This window comes from Methanosarcina sp. DH2 (genome assembly GCF_020804225.1).
In the GTDB taxonomy this organism is placed as follows: Archaea; Halobacteriota; Methanosarcinia; order Methanosarcinales; family Methanosarcinaceae; genus Methanosarcina.
The window spans coordinates 143407-162168 of record NZ_WJBI01000014.1 but is presented as its reverse complement, the minus strand read 5'-3'; the positions used below and the strand labels follow the sequence as shown (position 1 = coordinate 162168).

At 42.4% G+C, this 18762-nt stretch carries 9 protein-coding genes; 4 read left to right on the top strand and 5 right to left on the bottom strand.

The annotated features are described in order from the left end of the window. Nucleotides 1–71: 71 nt before the first annotated feature. Nucleotides 72–1517 (bottom strand): tetratricopeptide repeat protein, encoded by a 1446-nt coding sequence (locus tag FXV91_RS14615; RefSeq protein WP_229391417.1) that lies wholly within the window; start codon nucleotides 1515–1517, stop codon nucleotides 72–74. 156 nt (nucleotides 1518–1673) lie between these two features. Between FXV91_RS14615 and pglZ the strand changes: the two genes are divergently transcribed. Both pglZ and brxL read left to right on the top strand, forming a co-directional pair. Continuing rightward, the gene (gene pglZ, locus FXV91_RS14610; RefSeq protein ID WP_229391416.1) at nucleotides 1674–4418 is read left to right on the top strand and encodes a BREX-1 system phosphatase PglZ type A; all 2745 of its coding nucleotides are present in this window, start codon (nucleotides 1674–1676) and stop codon (nucleotides 4416–4418) included. A 63-nt stretch (nucleotides 4419–4481) separates the two neighbouring features. After that, complete coding sequence (gene brxL / locus FXV91_RS14605) at nucleotides 4482–6530, top strand: protease Lon-related BREX system protein BrxL (protein WP_229391415.1); 2049 nt, start codon at nucleotides 4482–4484, stop codon at nucleotides 6528–6530. Between the two features lie 353 nt (nucleotides 6531–6883). Here brxL and FXV91_RS14600 read toward each other — a convergent pair whose 3' ends face one another. Genes FXV91_RS14600 through FXV91_RS14585 form a run of 4 tightly spaced genes read right to left on the bottom strand, consistent with a single transcriptional unit; the run spans nucleotide 6884 to nucleotide 12787 of the window. Continuing rightward, nucleotides 6884–7072, bottom strand: coding sequence for a CRISPR-associated endonuclease Cas1 (locus tag FXV91_RS14600; RefSeq protein ID WP_345945528.1), 189 nt, complete (start codon nucleotides 7070–7072; stop codon nucleotides 6884–6886). 27 nt (nucleotides 7073–7099) lie between these two features. Continuing rightward, nucleotides 7100–9268 carry a DEAD/DEAH box helicase gene (locus FXV91_RS14595; RefSeq protein WP_229391414.1) on the bottom strand — a complete coding sequence of 723 codons (2169 nt, stop codon included), beginning with the start codon at nucleotides 9266–9268 and terminating at the stop codon, nucleotides 7100–7102. Then, complete coding sequence (locus FXV91_RS14590; RefSeq protein WP_229391413.1) at nucleotides 9265–10602, bottom strand: ATP-binding protein; 1338 nt, start codon at nucleotides 10600–10602, stop codon at nucleotides 9265–9267. Before FXV91_RS14590 ends, FXV91_RS14595 begins: the two co-directional genes overlap by 4 nt. A gap of 13 nt (nucleotides 10603–10615) precedes the next feature. Further along, complete coding sequence (locus tag FXV91_RS14585; protein WP_229391412.1) at nucleotides 10616–12787, bottom strand: TerB N-terminal domain-containing protein; 2172 nt, start codon at nucleotides 12785–12787, stop codon at nucleotides 10616–10618. Between the two features lie 669 nt (nucleotides 12788–13456). On the opposite strand from FXV91_RS14585, the gene FXV91_RS14580 reads away from it, so the two are divergent. After that, nucleotides 13457–14770: an exonuclease SbcCD subunit D gene (locus FXV91_RS14580; RefSeq protein WP_229391411.1), complete on the top strand. Its 1314-nt coding sequence runs from the start codon at nucleotides 13457–13459 to the stop codon at nucleotides 14768–14770. Next, nucleotides 14760–18626, top strand: a complete 3867-nt coding sequence (locus tag FXV91_RS14575; protein WP_229391410.1) for an AAA family ATPase — start codon at nucleotides 14760–14762, stop codon at nucleotides 18624–18626. Before FXV91_RS14580 ends, FXV91_RS14575 begins: the two co-directional genes overlap by 11 nt. The last annotated feature ends 136 nt before the right edge of the window (nucleotides 18627–18762 follow it).

Here is an 18762-nt window from a genome sequence, read left to right as displayed (position 1 = left end):
ATCTGTTTTAAAATATAATGAACTATTCAATTTTTTCATTAATCTTTATTTTAGAAAGTAAGACATTTTTTTTATTTATATAGATGATATCTATTAATTGGATTGTCTTCATCATACCATTCCTTGCTTTTTCCAGACTCTTTCCTGTTATTTAATTCTTCTAATTTTGAGTAAGCTTCTCTTGCTTCATCATAAAAACCAAGTTTAGAAAAGACATTTCCTTTTTTACGCCATATCGCTGGCCAATCAGGATTCATTTCTAGTGCTTTTTCATATGCTTTCAATGCTTCAAAATATTTGTTCAATTCAAGCAAGCTGTCCCCTTTCATACATAATAACCTAAAATTCCCAGAGTTAAATTTCAGTGCTTTTTCACATACTTTTAGGGCTTCATCATACATTTTAAGTTCAGATAATATATCTCCCTGAGTACACCAAATGTCTATATCGTGTGAGTCAAGGGTAGTTACTTTCTCATATACTTCAAGGGCTTTATGGTAAAACTTTGAATGAAGTAATGAATCACCTATTCTTTTCAAAATGTCTATATTATCCGGGTTTATTTTCATTAAAGTGTCATACATCATTATGATTTCATTATATTTTTTAGAAGTTTCGCATGTCGTAAGAAACTTAGGCAAATTTGACAGGGTTTCATTGATCAAAATATCCTTTTCTGATTCTCCCAACCGGATTCTTAAAATACCCTCATAGATTGTTTTTACGTCAGCATACTTCTCGGAATTTATTAGATCAATAATTGATTCAGACAATATTAAAAACATATCCTGTTGTGATGATAGGTCTTTAGAATTTAATAATTCACCATAAATTTTGAATGCGCTTTCATACTCACTGCTATTTAAATAATCAGTTCCCAATTTAACTAAAGCGTAAGTTCTATTTTTTTGAACTTTAAGAGAAGCTGGCTTAATATTTAAGAAGTTGGAAAAAGCTTCAATAGCTTCTTCATATTTTCCAAGATTCGAAAGTATATTTCCTTTTATGCATAATACTTCTTCATCTCCCGGATCCATTTCTAGATATTGGTCATAAGCTTTTAACGCTTCTTCATACCTTTTTAACTGTAGCAAAAAATTTCCTTTTTTATAGAAGTTGTGTGGATCTCCTGGATCTATTTTTGATTTTTTTTCATAAATATTTAGTTCTTGATTCAATTTTTGAACTTCCAAACAATCTAAAACATTTCTCCTTTTACATTGAATCTTAGTATCTTCAGGTTTAATTCTTAGAGCTTGGTCATAAGCATCAAGTGCTTTTTTATACGATTTCATTTTAGAAAGAGTAAGCCCTTTTGCACTCAGGATTTTTTCATTTTTGGGATTTATCTCCAAAGATAAATCATAAGCTTCAATTGCATCTTTATAAAGCTTAAGTTCATCCAAAATATTCCCTTTATTATACAAAATATCTGAGTTAAATGGATTAATTTCCAATAGATTATTGCATTTTCGAAGTCTTCTTTCTAATCCTTTTTTAGTCATATTTTTAGCCATAATACCACTAGGATTATTAGAATATTCTATATTTCGTTATTTAATAAAAGACAATTATATACAAATTATGAAACTAAAGTATATAAAGAAAGCTTTATGCATTTATGTGCTTACAATTGAACCGAATCATACAATCATAAAGTATCTAAACCTTCAATGCTTACTAAAAACCTTGAGAAGGAACACAGGATATGGATTTTCATGGTCAACGTAGAAAAAACAAGCCAGAGTATACTCAAGAAATTCTCCCCTTCGGAACTGAAAGACTATGAAAAGAGAAAAATAGTTTTCTGGTATGACAGAGACAAAACCGCCTGGGACCAGGAGAAGCAGGCTCCCGGAGAAGAGCTTGAAGAAATAATACAGGTCCTGGAAGAACAGGCAATCAAATTCCATATCCTTGACAATAACTATTTTGAAACTAAAAAACTCCTTGAAGTCGAAGACCAGGGGTCAAATTACCTTATCTACTGCCCGGAAAAAGAAAGGGCACACGAAGACAACTGGCTTTTTGATATCCAGCTCTATTCATCCAGATTTGAAAACAACCGAATTTCGGACATCAAGAGCGAATTTGAAATTGACGGGCATGAGTTGGACGACTTCTTCACAAAATACGAGAAATTCTTTGGCAACCAGAAAGAAAGAGTCCAGCCCTTAAAGAAGCTCCACCAGCGGGACTGGAGGGAAAAAGAGTTCATTCTGGGCATGCTGGCTGTTTTTTCAAAGACACAGGCCCTTGATTTCAAACAGATTGTAAGGGACATCATGCTCAAATCCCTGGAAGAAGCCGAAAACCCGGTCTGGGAGAATATCTCAAAATTCGGGCTGGATGAAAACTTCTGGGAACTGGCTGAGGAGGACTTTGGGTTTTCGACAAAAAATCCTACCCTGAAGAAGCTTTTCCTGAGTTTCCTGATCACGCATATGAAGCGGTATTCCGGAATTTTCCTCTCAGGCTATGACCAGTATGTTGACCGGAAGGAAAATGAGTGCCAGATCTTCCTCAAGCACTGGATGGACAGCTCACGGGATTCCAAAACGTTTGAGAAATATACCAGGGAAATGCTTGCAGAAAATGGTCAGGATCTGGAAAAAAACCTGCAGACAGAACTTGATAAACATGATGTCCAGACCTACCTTGAAGCTGAAGCCGTGGAAACCTTTGACAGAGTTGTAATCCTTCAGATACTCAAGTCCCTAAACAGTCCGGTAGATTCGACTGAAGAGGATTTCAAAAACTATCTTTCCTGGATCGACACCCGCCGGACAAAACACTGGTTTTCCGAATACGAAAACATCTACAATGCGCTTGAATATGCGGTTAAGCTCTTCCGGTTTTCCAGGGAATACTATGATAATCCAAAAGAAGCTGATGCGCTTGAAAACACCCCCAGTTTGTATGAGTTATTCAAAGCGTATGCTAAGACCTACTACCAGATCGATTACTTCTACAGGAAATTCTACTATTACTATGATAAAGAGCAGGAAAAGGACATCCTGAAGAAAAACCTGAGGCCCCAGGTCGAAGACCTCTACACAAACAAGCTGCTCGGAAGACTGTTATTGAAATGGAGTAGCCTTATTGAATCTGATCTTAAAGGGCAATGGAAGATTGAGCTTGCAGAAAGCCAGAAAGACTTCTACAAACAGCATGTAAACAAGATTCTGCAAAAAGATGACAGGAGTAAAGTTGCAGTTATCATTTCCGATGCACTGCGCTACGAGGCAGCTGCCGAGCTTTTTGAAACCCTCAACAAAGATACCTGGGGAATTCCCGAACTCAGCTACATGGCAGGAGTCTTACCCTCATATACGAAGTTTGGAATGGCAAGTTTACTCCCGCATAATGCGCTGGAATACAGAGGGAAAGAAATCTTTGTGGACGGCATAAGTTCCGAAGGACTTGAAAAAAGGAACAAAATACTGCAGAGTAAATGTGAAGGCTCACTTGCACTGAACTATGAAGACTTTATTAAATTCAGCCGGGAAGAGGCAAGAGAACTGATCAAAGGAAAAAGAGTCCTTTACATATATCACAATAAGATAGACTCAACCGGGGATAAGCAGTCCTCGGAAAACAGCGTTTTCAATGCCGTGGAAGAAACAGTTTTTGAAATCAAGAAAATGGTCAAGCATCTGAGTGAAACCCTAAACACGACCAACATCATTGTCACAGCGGATCATGGTTTCCTGTACAGAAGAGATAATATGGAAAATGTGGATAAGGTAGAAACCTCATCGTTTGACAAAACCCGCATAATTGATACCACAAAGAGGTTTATCCTGAGTGACCAGGAGCTTGCACCGGATAATTCACTGGATAACATACACAGCTTTGACATGCGCCATATGCTCGGGCAGGAACATTCCTCCCTCTTTGCCTATGTCCCAAAGACTGACCTCAGGTTCAAGCTCCAGGGAGGCGGGCTCAATTTCGTGCATGGAGGAGCCTCTCCTCAGGAAATTGTCATTCCAGTTCTGACATATAACCATCGGAGGAATGAAAAAACCCTGGAAAAGAAAGGCATCAAATACGGCAAAGTCAATGTCTCGGTAATAAATGACCGGAAAAAGATCACAAGCAGCAAGTTTAAAGTAAGGATTTTCCAGACCGAAAAAGTGACTGATAAGCTGAAACCCCGTACCTTCAGAGCTTCACTCTGGGATATTGATGCTGAGCAGGAGAAAATGGTCAGTGACGAAAAAATCGTTATTGCCAACAGTGAATCCGATGAGCCTGAAGAAAGGCAGTACACTGTTATACTTACTCTTGGCAACGGTCTCGAAAATAAAACATATTACCTTAGATTGATTGATGAAGACACAAATGAAATCAAAGATATTGCCCGGATTCCATTCGAACTTGACCTTTTAATCGGCGATTTTGATGACTTTTAAATTGAAAAAGTGAATCAGGCATAAAGATTCAGGAATAAAAAAAGTTTTTAGGGACAGGATAAAATGGTTGAAGCAGATCTCGAAACAGTAAGCCTTGAAACAGACCGAAAATTAAATCAGTACTTCTCAGGCAGGGTTGTGAGAAAAGACCTCACAAAGCTGTTGAAGGTCGGGCACAACGTCCCTGTCTATGTACTGGAATACCTTCTAGGCTCCTACTGCGCAGATGATGACGAGGATGTAATTAAGGAAGGCGTCCAGAAGGTCAAAAATATCCTGTCCCAGAACTATGTGAGGTCTGATGAAGCCGAAAAGATCAAATCAAGGATCAGGGAGACAGGATACTATACCATTATTGATAAGATCACGGTCACACTCAATGAAAGGAGAGACGTCTACGAAGCTGAGTTCTCCAACCTTGGGCTTAAAAACATTGAGATTGACTCTGATTATGTAATAAAATACGATAAGCTTCTAGGCGGCGGAATCTGGTGCATGATCAAGATGGAGTACTCTACAGAATCAGCTTCTTCGCCATTCGTCATCTCCAGCCTGAAACCTATCCAGATCCCTAATATGAACCTTCAGGAGATCCTGGTGGAAAGGAAAAACTTCACTAAAGATGAGTGGATCGACGTCCTGATGAGAAGCATTGGGATGGAGCCCACCCAGCTTGAAACTCCCCTCAAATGGCATATGCTCGAAAGGCTTGTTCCTCTTGTCGAAAATAACTACAACCTCTGCGAACTCGGCCCGAAAAGCACAGGAAAATCTCACGTTTACAAGGAAATATCCCCAAACACCATCCTGATCTCCGGGGGGCAGACCACAGTTGCAAACCTCTTCTACAACATGTCCACCCGACAGGTAGGGCTTGTGGGGTTCTGGGACGTTGTGGCATTTGATGAAGTTGCAGGAATCCGTTTCAAAGACAAAGACGGAATCCAGATCCTCAAAGACTACATGGCCTCAGGCTCTTTTGCAAGAGGAAAAGAGCAAAAGAATGCAAATGCGTCAATCGTCTTTGTTGGAAATGTCAACCAGAGTATAGAGTCCTTAATAAAGACTTCAAACCTCTTTTCTCCCTTCCCTGACGCCATGAACAGCGATACCGCCTTTTTTGACAGGATGCACTACTACATCCCTGGCTGGGAAATCCCGAAGTTCAGGCCTGAACACTTTACAGACAGGTATGGATTCATAGTTGACTATATTGCAGAATTCTTCCGGGAAATGAGGAAGCGGTCCTATGCCGACAATATAAACAGGTTCTTTAAACTCGGAAACAACCTGAACCAGCGTGATGTAATTGCGGTTAAAAAGACCTTCTCAGGCCTTATGAAACTCATCTACCCGGATGAGAATATCACCAGAGAGCAGGCGCAGGAGATCCTTGAATACGCTCTCGTAGGTCGAAGGCGTGTAAAAGAGCAGCTCAAAAAAATAGGAGGAATCGAGTTTTTCGATGTGAATTTCTCCTACATTGACAATGAAAACCTGACAGAAGCCTTCGTGTCCGTGCCCGAAAGCGGCGGAAACAAGATCATCCCCGCAGGCATCACAAAGCCCGGAGAAGCCTATGCAGTTGCTGCTACGGAATCTGGCAAGATTGGGGCCTACAAGTTTGAAGTCCAGGTAGTATCCGGCTCGGGAAAATACGAAAAATCAGGCACGGGTTCAAATTCTCAGGCCAAAGAGTCAATAAAAACAGCTTTTAATTACTTCAGGGCCAACGCAAAATCCATAAGCCAGAGCATCTCCGTAAAAGAAAAAGACTACTTTTTGCACGTCCAGGACCTGTATGGGGTGGGCATGTCTGAGGAACTCGCCCTTGCAGCTTTCATAAGCCTCTGTTCAGGAGCATTGGAAAGGCCGCTTCAGGAGCAGACTGCCATTCTCGGAAGTATGACAATTGGAGGGTCTGTAGCTGTACTTGAAAATCTTGCAGGCCTTTTACAGGTATGTCTTGATGCCGGAGCAAAAAGGGTTCTGATTCCTATTGCCTCTGCGGGAAAGATTGCAACAGTACCTCCAGACCTTTTCAGTAAGTTCCAGATTTCGTTTTATGAAGATCCGATTGATGCGGTTTATAAGTCGATGGCGTTGATTTAATGTCTCACCAAAGAAGGATACGATCAAATTACGTCAGCATATCTTGCTGAAAGCAGCAAATTATCGGCTGAAATGAATAATTATATCAGTGTTATGTTCATACTCACATTTCGACCCCCTCTCAAAAATAAGGTGATTTTTGCAACAACTGAATAAACTTATTGGATCAACTGTGGACACATGCTCAACAAAATCAATGATTTTGGCTTGAATACCACAATGTTCAAAAAAAGCCAGGTCAAATTTAGAAAAACAAATAAAAATTTATGAATTGGTATCTATATTTAGATAAGCTTGAGCTATTGATGTGTAAACGAGAGTAAAATTAATTATAAACTGTGTGAATAAAAAAATTAAGTTGTGTTTTTTGGGAGGGGGTCGAAATGTGAGTGATACTGAGCAAACTTTGTTTTTACATTTGCACTTTCAGGAGGAAGCGTTGTTGTCAAGAGCTTGCCATCCCAATTAAGAATAGAAATCTGAACATTATGCTTAATCAACCATCGGACAGCATCCAGAGTAAGGTTCCCCTTTCCTGCCATAAATGACAATACTATCAATATCTATTATTATAGTCCTTTCAGTACCTCAACGGCCGCTTTCACGTCCAATTCATTACAAAGAAACGCCATTCGCAATAATTCATCAGGAACCATCTTATCATATTTATCAACCCTTGGTACTTGATTTTCGGGTAGTACCATATCGGGGTCATTGAAGTTAATTTGAAGCTTGGACAGCTTATCGGTAAACTCGGCTATAGACAGGTCACTCGTTATCTGCAAATAATGATGTCCTCCAAAAACAGAATAAATTTGAAGCGAATCTTTTAGACTGCACGCCAGCAGATTCTTAATTGTCTGTAACGTTTTACTTCCTACCCATGGACACAAGTAAAATGATCGCTCAGCATAGGGAATAATACTTTTTTGCAGTATCCCTGCTTCTCTGGCAATAAAGCGAGCATCATCAATGACCTGCGATGCTTTTGGTTGCAAATAACTATATTGAATATCCTCCCTCAAAATTTGCCCAATTCTCCGGATAATTTTCGTATGGATATGTCCTCCAGAACCTTTCCAACTTGGTATGCGGTTGTTTTTTACAGGGTTAACATATATGATTTTACGCTCCTCATCAACATCGCGTACCTTCCATGTTCGACCAGCCAAAATGAAGACTTCACCTACAATTGGACAGCTGTCCAATGTACCGATTTCGCCGTCTTGACTGTGCACACGATAGGCCTGCTCATCTTGAAATACCGCATAGAAAGAATAGTGATTTGCAACCCTTTCGCCTTTTAAGCCAACGATGATGTTTCCGCCCTCAATACGCTGCAAATAGTCATTTGCCAGCATGTGCCGCAGTAGTTCGCGATATTCCTCTTGGCTGACTGTACTATGGAATGCGGGAAGCATCAAGACGTTTCTCGCCAGTGCAGAGGGACTGAGTTCACCAAATGTCATTAAAGTGCTGAGCGTTTGATGCACCAACAGACTGAAAGGTTTTGCCTTAAGCTCAAATGGTTCTACCCAGCGCTCCTCAAGATAAAGCTGAATGATTGCAATGGCACGCAATAATTCCCATGGCATTTGCTCAAAAGGGTTTCTGTCTGATGGCTCATATACGTCAAGAAACATCATTTGCGATTTTCCGCTGCGTCTTCCGGAGCGTCCAAGACGCTGCACAAAGCTTGCGCAGGAATAGGGTGCGCCAATTTGTATAGTGGAATCCAGGTCGCCAATATCGATGCCCAGTTCCAATGTCAGTGTGGCAGCTGCAACGGTAGGTCCATTACTGTCCCTCAAAGCAGATTCCGCTTCATGCCGCAGTGCGGCTGAAACACTGCCGTGATGGACATAAAATACATCTCTCTCATTCTTCTTCAGTGCTATTTCTTTCATATCGGCAATAGTTTTTTCTGCGTCACTTCTACTATTGGTAAAAATCAGGCACTTCTTACTATGGCAGTTTTCATAGAGAAAATCATTATATTCCTGCATAACTTTTTCAGCTTCTTCAGGGTCATCAGGTAGGACAAAACTTTCGGCGCACAATGAAATCGTCCGTTGGTGGTGCTTGATACCCACTGCCCGTACTTTTCGGTTGCTTCCTGCTGCTAAAAATTGCATGGCCGGTTCATAGTCATACAGCGTTGCGGAAAGTCCAACACGTCTAGGTTTACAGCTTGCAACTTTTTCTAACCGTGATAAGAGACAAAGCACTTGCAGACCACGATCTGTTCCCATAAGCGCATGAATTTCATCGATGATTATAAACCGCAAATCAGAGAACAATCGCGTTGCATCACCGGGATGCAGCATCAGCAATGCTTCAAGTGATTCAGGTGTAATTTGGAGTACTCCCTGCGCTTCTTTTAGCGCACGTTTTTTCACCGATTGCGATACATCCCCATGCCAAGGCCAGACAGGGATGTAGCTTTCCTCAAGCAGTCCGCTAAGCCTTTCAAATTGGTCGTTAATCAGCGCTTTCAACGGTCCAATATACATCACGCCAATTGTATCCGGATGATTTTGATAAAGGGAGGTCAATATGGGAAAAAAGGCCGCTTCTGTTTTGCCAGAAGCGGTTGCCGAAGCGATGATAACATGATCATCTGTGTCCAGAATTGCTTCACAAGCTTCTACCTGAACCTCACGCAGATCTGTCCACTGTTTTCGATAAATATATTCCTGTATAAATGGCGCATAGCGCTCAAAAGCAGTCTTGCTCATATATCAAACTCGGCGAAGAGATCATTCCCTTTTTCGGATACCTCTTCAGGGTTTAGTTCAGCACTCTTTACTGAGAATCCTTTTTCTGCTATCAGCATATCAAAAGTCAGATCGGGATTTTGATGCAGAATATTCAAAAGGCCCAAAAAATCTCTAGTAATCTCACGTGGGGTCAACAATTGATCCGCACCCAAACGTGCAACTACAATGTTAATAAAAGTAGTGAGCTCGTTTTCTCCAAAAGAGCACGAGTAAGAATAGTGGGCACCATGAAGTTCACAAAGCCGTTGTAACAATACGTAAATCTCTTCGACAGAGAGTTGATTGAGCTTAATTACAGGACTCGTATAATCCGCAAAACCCTGTGCACCAAAACGATTATCAGCAAGACGTGAGCGCAGTGCTTCATAGTTAAAAAGGCCCCTGCGTTCGTCGTAAATAAACTGAGGTGTACCGCTAAGAAAAACACCAATATATTGCGCTTTCCCCTGCATAGTATCATTAAAAATAGTTAATATTTTCTCATAGTTACTATCTCTGGCTTGTTTGTGTGTAATTTTATAAAGATTCACGCCTTCATCCAAAAATAACAACAGACCTTTATATCCAGTTTTGGCTACAAAAACCGCAAATAACTTTAAAAATTCATACCAACTCTGGTCATCTATAATGCAGTCCACCGAAAGATGCTGACGGGCTTCGGTTTTTGTAGCAAATTCTCCGCGAAGCCATCGCAACGAAGCCTGCTTTAAATTTTCATCCCCAGTTTTCATTCCTCGCCAGTAAGCCTCAATAACAGAAGAAAACGCAAAACCGTATACCATTTCAGACAGATCGGTCAAGACTTCGCTTATTTCACCGCTGACAGCATCAACAATTTCAGGGTCACCCGGACGAAACCCTCTTGTTTTTGTTATGCTGGACTGTAAAGAACTGATCCACTTTTGCAGAATAGATTCAAGCGCACCGCCTTCTGGTCTTGTGAGCGTTGAGAGATGCTGCATAAGCTCACGATAGGTGGCAAGCCCTTGGCCCTTTGTTCCGGTAAGACGGCGCTCGGGGGACAAATCTGCATCAGCTACTACAAAATTCCGTTCCATTGCATTGTTACGAATCATTTGCAGCAAAAAGCTTTTTCCACTGCCGTATTGCCCAGAAACCAAGCGGAAAGATGCTCCCCCGTCTTCAATGGTCGTAATGTCATGTAAAAAGGCATTTACTTCATTTTTTCTGCCAACAGCTATGTGTCGCAGACCAATTCTGGGTACCACTCCTGCGGTTAATGAGTTCATAAGAGCGCCTGACTCACGGCGGCTGATCTTTACAGACGGCATTTTGTTTTCTCTCCTATGCGACAGATTGTTTGAGTAAATCTATGTATTCATCCAAAATTTGAGGTTTCTGATCTGCAGCATCAACAATAATTTCTCCAATTTGCTGTACTGCTAGCAAATTAATGTCATCTAGGAGGAGCTGCGGCATTGTATTTGCTTCCTCGGCAATTGTTTCTAAATCATTCTGTGGATTCTCACTTGTTATCAGTACATAGAGCGCTTTTTGCTGTACCGGTAAAAGAGCATCAACAAAATCTTTCATCTCAGGGGTTAACACTGATGAATCAAATAGTTTAGAACCGTTTCCCTCGGATGATGTTACAGGATGGTTCTGATAAATATGCTCGAGTTCATCCCGATAATCATCTTCGGCGATTATTTTAGAAGCCTCTGCTACTAAAAGTGAGCAACCGAGATAGCGTTCAGCCAAACGGTTAATCTCCGCTATTAAAGGTTCATCTCCTTGTGCTACACTGCACTCCCATGATGATTTTTCCAAGCGATCTAAAAGACTGCGTGCGCTGGGTGAAATAGCGGTATAGATTGCAGTGACTTCTTGAATATCTGTTAACAGCTCTTTTTTCTCAGGAATGGTTGGATCAAGACTGATCGGACCAAGCGTCTGAGTTACTTCTTTGGACTCAATTTTGATTGCGATAATTTTTTCAAAATCTAATGGGACTTTTGGCTTTTTCGAAAATCCATTTACTTGTGTCGCCTGTTGCCCATATTCCTTTTTCAAGAAATTTTGAATCAGTTTTGCAGTTTCCTCATCAATCGTCACGCCGCGTAATCGTCCTTGGTATCCTCGCAATTCACGCAGAGTGTTTTCGCCATACCTGACAAGCTCTTTGATATAAGCTCTTAAGTTAGGGTATGTGGAGTAATCCTTTACGGTAACGTATATTTTTTTGTTGGCTTGCGGGCAGACTGCGCTTGTAAAAGCATAATATTCCTGCTTCTTTACACTAGACGGTCCATAAGTATCTAAAATTCCTTTTTGTTTATTTTTACGTAAAGCGGCATCTGCTAGTGCAATCACCCTTGGGATTGCCTCATGCATAAGATCTTGATTCCCGTCTTTGTAAAATTTGCTGTTAACAAGAGAATAATCACTTAAAGCATCAATCAACGAGAAATGAAGCTTAAGTGGCACATCTTCTGCATGTCGTGCTATTAAAATATCTGTCATGACAGAGGGAGTTAATCGAGGATACTCATTTACATCAGAAAGCCTATATTCCAAATTGTACTGCTGTGTAAAATCAAATGTCCATCCCATTAGATAATGATCTAAGGAAGGGAATTTTTTCCGATATGCTGCCCATAATTGCATGAGCTTTTGGTACCCATCCTGTGGATCTTGCCACCCGATGCCGCTGAGAAGTTCATAAATTAACACAAAAATGTAGGACAAATCGGTATCAATGTAATTTCCTTGGTGAATTTGGGAGCGCCAATAAAAATACCATGCTTGTTGAGCCTTATTCATGCTGGTATACGTTGGCCAGTAGGACATAAAGGGGACAAAGGTTGCAGTTTTCCCCTCTCTTGAAGCATTCCTCTCCATATCTGTGAAAAACTTCGTATGTGGATTTTGCATAGAAACGGAAAACCTAACTTCTTCCGAAGCATACGAAGACTTTACAGGAATTGATTGTTTAGACTCCAGTTCCCCAGGAACAGCAATATCAGAAAATCTGCTGGCGATGGAAGTACTGTTAGGAGAAACGGAAACTCTAACATCCTCCGGAGCATATGAAGGCATTGCAGAAATTGATTGTTTAGACTCCTGTTCTTTGAGAACAGCAATATCGGAGAATCCATTGGATACGGAGGTGCTATTATGAATAGGGGTTATTTTTGTTTGCGTAGTGGACTTCCCTGTGTCACTGATTATCTGCTTTTTTACAATTCGATATGAGACCTCATAGTGAACTATACCCACTATCCAAATAAGAGGAGATAAAGAGGGAACGGTAAATGTTATTAATCCATAAGCGACAGCACAAACGATATTTAAAATACTGGAGTTAATCAGGCCTAGATATAGTAACGAGATCCAGTTAAAGGCTGGTATAAAAGAGAGGATTCTAAAACCTTTTCCAGGTAGTTTTCTTCGTGTACTATCTGCGGGAATATATTTCACAGTCGCATCCGGTTGAAGTTTTTCAAGTTTACTCATAATCACATGCCTGAAAACATTAATTAAATCTGATTTTTATTCATGAAGGGTTTTCTACTAAAGATAGCACTAATCTTCTTAAGTCTTGTTCTTTTGAAGTAATTTCCTCACACTTTACTTATCATCGTGTAGTATTTCTCTATTTTCCCGGGGTACTATATTCGAAGGAATAGTAAAAATCTTTAAAGATTATTATTAAAAGTATCTCTTTAAAGTTCAACAAGCAGTACGAAATAAATCTATATTTTGATGAAGTAACGGTCCACGTAGAAATTTTGCTAGCAAACGAAATCGTTTTATGAGGATCAAATAAATGCGTGTTAGTCGATGGCATAAAGGCTCTATAAAAATTCTTGGAGGTGAAAAGTCTCCATTAATTTGAACTTTAGGGTTGATCTTTTATTTGTTGATTAATATTCAGCTTGTTGCAACTGATTTGGATAGGTTTTCTACAGAGCCGGCATTTATTCAATGTCTTATAAAATCTTGAGAAATATGGCGTCATTTTAAGCTCCTTTAGTCTAAGGATTAAACATTTAAGAAACAATCACGAAATTAATAATTGATTTTAAATATTTGTTTTTGAAACCTTCAAACCAAAATATTTAATTGGGTTAAAAATATACAGTTGGAGGTATAAATTTTATATATATGTTAGGGGTACCTCCAATGAAAAAAAGAAAAATGTCAGCAGATGCTGGTAGGGACGGAATTTTGAGTTTTGTCCATGCTGCTGATTTGCACCTTGACAGTCCATTTACAGGAATTTCCGGGATTGACCCGGAACTGGGGGAAAGGCTTTCGAAAGCTACCTTTCAGGCTTATGAGGCTGTTGTCGAATTCTGTATGGATGAAGAAGTTGACTTCCTGCTTATCGCGGGGGATATTTATGACAGTGCCGACAAGAGTCTTTATGCACAGGTCAGGTTTATAGAGGGGCTTAGGAAGCTTGAAGCAGCCGGAATTCAGGTTTTTATCTGCCACGGGAACCATGATCCCCTTGACGGCTGGTCGGCAAGCCTGAAGTGGCCCGAAAACGTACATATCATGAGGGGAGACGGGGCCGAAGTTGTGGAATTCAAAAAGGAAGGAGGAACTGTCGCCCTTGTTGCTGGGATGAGCTACCCAACACGGCACATCATGAAAAACCTTGTGAAAGAATTCCCAAAAAAAGAAGAGAGCTGGCCATTTACGATAGGGCTGCTGCATTGCAGCGTGGGAAGCAACCCGGAGCATGACCCTTATGCCCCCTGTACCCTGCAGGACCTCAGGGAGTTAAGCTATGATTACTGGGCTCTTGGGCACATCCATACTCCCTCTATAGTTTGCAAAGAAGCCCCCCTTGTGATATATCCCGGAAACCCACAAGGCAGGCATCCCGGCGAAACCGGGGCAAGGGGGTGCTTTTATGTGGAGGTTTCTTCTGGAGGAGCCATTTCTACCAGGTTCATTGAGACCGACTCTGTCCGCTGGCATATAAGGGAAATTTCCATAGCAGGGCTGGAAAAAGAAGGGGAACTGATCGAAAGTCTTCAAAGCCAGCTTGAGGACATCAGGGAAAATTCCGGAGGGAGGTCAGCGCTTTGCAGGCTTGTCCTCAACGGAAGGGGACCGCTGCACCGCACTCTCAGGGAAGAGGGATTTCTTGAAGATCTCCTCCATTTGCTCAGGGAGGACGAGATCCGGGGTAGGCAGTTCGTCTGGGTAGAGCGCATTGAAGATGAAACGCTCTTTCCCATAGAAAGGGAGCAGCTTCTGAAAAGGGAAGACTTTGTGGGAGACCTGGTTAAAATCATGGAGGGTTTAAAGAATGATGAAAAGGCGCTGGACGGGTTTCATGAAGTTCTTGCCCCTCTCTTTAACTCCGGGAACGGAAGAAAACTCATTTGCAAAATTGATGACGGAGAGATGAAATCACTGCTTCAGTGCGCTGAAAATATCCTGCTTGATGCCCTACTCACGGAGGAAGATCATGAAAATTGATGCCATCTATATCGACGGTTTCGGTAAGTTTTGCGGGAAGTCGGTGGAAGACCTACCCTCAGGCCTGGTCATATTCACAGGGGCAAATGAAGCAGGAAAGTCAACATTATTCACTTTTATCCGGAGGATGTTTTTTGGCATCCCCAACACAAGGCTCTGCAACCTTTATCCCCCGCTTGAAGGGGGGCAGCATGGGGGAAGGCTTGCTGTAACTGATTCCTTAGGGGAGCGCTGGGTAATAGAAAGAAACACAGGCAGAAAAGACGACGTAAAAGTCGTGCTTCCAGATGGAAATACAGGGGGCAAAACCGAACTTCTCAAACTCCTGGGCCATGCGGACAGGAACGTCTTTGAAAACATCTATGCTTTTGGCCTTGAAGAGTTGCAGAGTTTTGAGACCCTGAACGACCAGAGAATCAACAGTAAACTTTACAGTGCAGGCACCGGGGTCGGAGTTTCCATTTCCGGGCTGATGGAATCCATCAGCAGCATGGAAAGCAAGCTGTATAAACCCAAGGGAAGCAAGCCCTTCATAAACGAGCTGTTCAGGGAAATAAGGAAAACCGAAGAAAAAATTGCCGAGCTTGAAGGAGCCCAGAAAAAATACGATTCGCTTCATTTCGAACTGGAACAGAGAAACCTGGAAATTGATCAGTTAAAAGAAAAGTCTCAGAATATACGGAAAAAATTAAACCACATTCAAAACCTGCTTTCCGTCTGGGAAGACTGGAGAGCCCTGCAAGAGTCAAAAGGTGCCCTTGGAGCTTTGCCCGGGCTTGAAAGTTTTCCAGAAAAAGGGGAAGAAAAGCTTGAAAGGCTCTTGGAAAAAATTGAGGAAATAAGGGAGAACATTTCAAGGCTGGAGCAGGAACTGGAAAAAAATGCCGTTAATGAACGAAGCCTTTCTCCAGACGAAAGCCTGCTCGGACAGAAAGATGCGGTGCTAGAACTGGAAAGCGGGCTTGAAAAGTACAGGTCCGAAGTAAAAACGCTCCCTACCCTGGAATCAAACCTCAGGCAGGAAGAAGCCGTGCTTTCCGAGCTCCTCCTGGAACTTGGACCGGACTGGGATGAAGAGGCTCTGGACCGCTTTGACCGTTCCATCCCTGCAAAGGAAACCATCATCAAGATGCGGAAGGCAGTAGAGGAAATTGAGACTAGAATAAAGGAGACCAAAAACGAGCTCAAGCAGGTCCTCACCAGCATCGAGCGGGTCCTTCAGGAAAAAGATGTCTTTGAAGAAAGCCTCCTAGTGCACAGAGACCAGGTAATCGAACTTGGAAACGGAATCGAGAAATATCGGGCTGATAAGGACTTCCTCCTTTTCGAAACCCGGGAAGTCCAAACCAGAAAAGCCGAACTAGAGGAAACCCTTTCAGGGCTTGGGGAAGGCTGGGACGAAAATACCCTTGCCCGTTTCGAGCGTTCAACCCCTTCAAAGGAAACCGTGCTCGGAAAGCGAAGGGAAATGGAGGAGGCAGAAAAAACAATCGAGAGATACCGCGACAGGCTCGAACTTGCCCTTGGGGAAATCGAAGAAGTCCGCGGCGAAATCGAAGCCCTGGAAGAGAAGCTCGAGGCATACTCAAAGCTTCTCAACCCTGAAGAAGTGAAACAGGGGCTTGAAGCTGTAAGCTACCTTAGGGTGAACCACCCTCTCCTCAGGGAAAAGGAAAGCGAACTCAAAATCCTGGATAAAGACCTGGAAAAAGAAGAGATGCTTTTTGCAACTTTCAGACCCAGGGAAATCGGGAATGAGGGAGGGCTTCCTCTCTGGCCTGCAGGAATGCTCCTGCTTGCAGGCGGCATAGTCCTAGCATACGAGTACATGAACGGCACCCTACTTTCCGGACTTGTTATATTTTTCCTCCTTTTCGCTACTTCTGCCGCATACTTCCTGAAAGCCAGGAAAAAGTTCTCAAACCCTCCTGCCGGGGAGGAACACCTTGAGGAAACCGAATACAGAAAACAGAAAGTGCAGAACTCAAAAGAAAAGCTATCCAGAGAGATTAGCGCCCTGAAAGAACAAATGAAAACCCGGGCAAAAAAGTGCGGCTTTGAAGACATTCCTGACCCTTCGGTACGGGAACAGAAAGCCGATGAGCTGCAAAGGATCCTGGTAGATTTGAAAACTGCCGGAGAACTGCGCCAGGGAAAGGATAAGCTCCAGAAGAAGCTGGGGAGGTTAAGTGTAGGTTATCAAGAGCTTGAGGGTAAGCTGAAGGCAGGAGAGGAAGGGCAAGGAGAGGTTCTTCAGGAATGGAAAGAGTGGCTTCTTTCTTCAGGACTCGACCCGGAAATTTCTACCGAGCATGTGCTTGACCTCCTATCTGCGATCAAAGCCTGCCTGGAAAAGCAAAAAAGTGTTAAAGAACTGGATAAACAGGTACAGCTCAGGGAAGCTGCTATTAAAAAGTACGAAAAAGAAGCCCTTTGTGTTCTGGAAGCCTGTGAAAGGTCTGTTTCGGGAATCATACTCGAAAGTGAAATAGCAAAGCTCCGGGAGGACGTAAGTTTTGCATTTAACCAAGCCGAAAGAGTGAGAAAACTTGAAGTTGAGTCCGAAGATCTTAACCGTAAAAAAGAAGAACTGGAAGCCCAGCTCCTTGAGGAGAAAAAGGCACGTGATGCTCTGTCCGAAAAGTGGACTCGCTGGCTTGGGGTTTACGGGCTTGACCCCTCGCTTTCAGTAGAAAGTGTGCTTGAAATCTTTTCGGTAATCGGAAGGTGTTTTGACAGGCAGCGGGCAATCCGGAAACTTGAAGAAGAGATAACTTCCAGCAGAATGTCGATAGAAGCCTATGAAGCAAAGGTGGCCGTGGTCCTGCAAGGATGTGGACGTCCGCTTTCCGGACTTTCTTTTGACACCCAGGTTGAAAAACTCCGTTCGGACCTTGAAAAGGCATCCGATGAGGTAAGAAGCCTGAAGCAGCTGAAAACAAAATCAATAGAACTCGATATTGAACTTCAGGTAGCCCTGGATAAGTATGAAAAAGCTGCAGAAGAACTTGCAGTTCTTCTTGAATCCGGTTCTGCAGGGACGGAAGAAGAGTTCTGTGAAAATGCACGGCTTTGGGCCCAGCGAACCGAACTTGAAAACAGGGTTAGGGAAGCTGAACAGCAGATCCGGAGGATTTCCGGGGACGGGGAAAAGTATGATATTTTCGTAGAAGAACTGCAAGCCTCCGATCCCCTGGGCCTGAAAGAAGAAAACCGCCGGCTGGAGGAATGCCTGGAAACTCTTGAACATAAGACCTCCGAGAATATGGACAGGCGCGGAGCGATAGGAAACCAGATTGAACAGCTCGAACACGGAAGTGAAGGTTCTCTGGCAAGGGTAATGCAGAAGAGCCTGCTGGAAGGACTACACGAAAAGTCAAGGGAGTGGGCTTCTCTGGTCTTAGCCCAAAAGATCCTTACTAAAGCAATCCAAGTCTATGAAAAGGAAAGGCAGCCTGCAGTTATCGTGGAATCCCAGGCCTTTTTCTCAAAGATTACCGGGGGCAGGTACACGAGGATTTATTCCCCGCTCAACTCTTCCGAAATCTATGTTGAAGACCGGGAAGGGCGTCATAAAGGCATCCAGGAACTCAGCCGGGGAACGGCTGAACAGCTTTATCTCTCCCTGCGTTTCGGTTTTATAAGGGAATTCGGGAGGCATTCGGAATCTCTTCCTATCGTTTTTGATGACGTGCTGGTGAACTTTGACCCTGAACGCTGCAAAAGCACCTGTGAAGCTATAAAGGACCTTATGTCAGGAAACCAGGTCTTTTACTTCACCTGCCATCCCGAAACCGTAAAGATGCTTGTAGAAAGGTTCCCCGAAGCCCGGACTGTAGACCTTGATGCAGTATAATTAGAGAGTTAAAGCTTAAAAGAGTTGAATCAGAAGAATTGAAACGAAAACGTTTTGCATAAATTGTTGTGAAGCACTTTCAATCGGGAGCCGGATTCCAATCCCGGTTCCCAGTTTTTATATTTTTTAAAGAAGG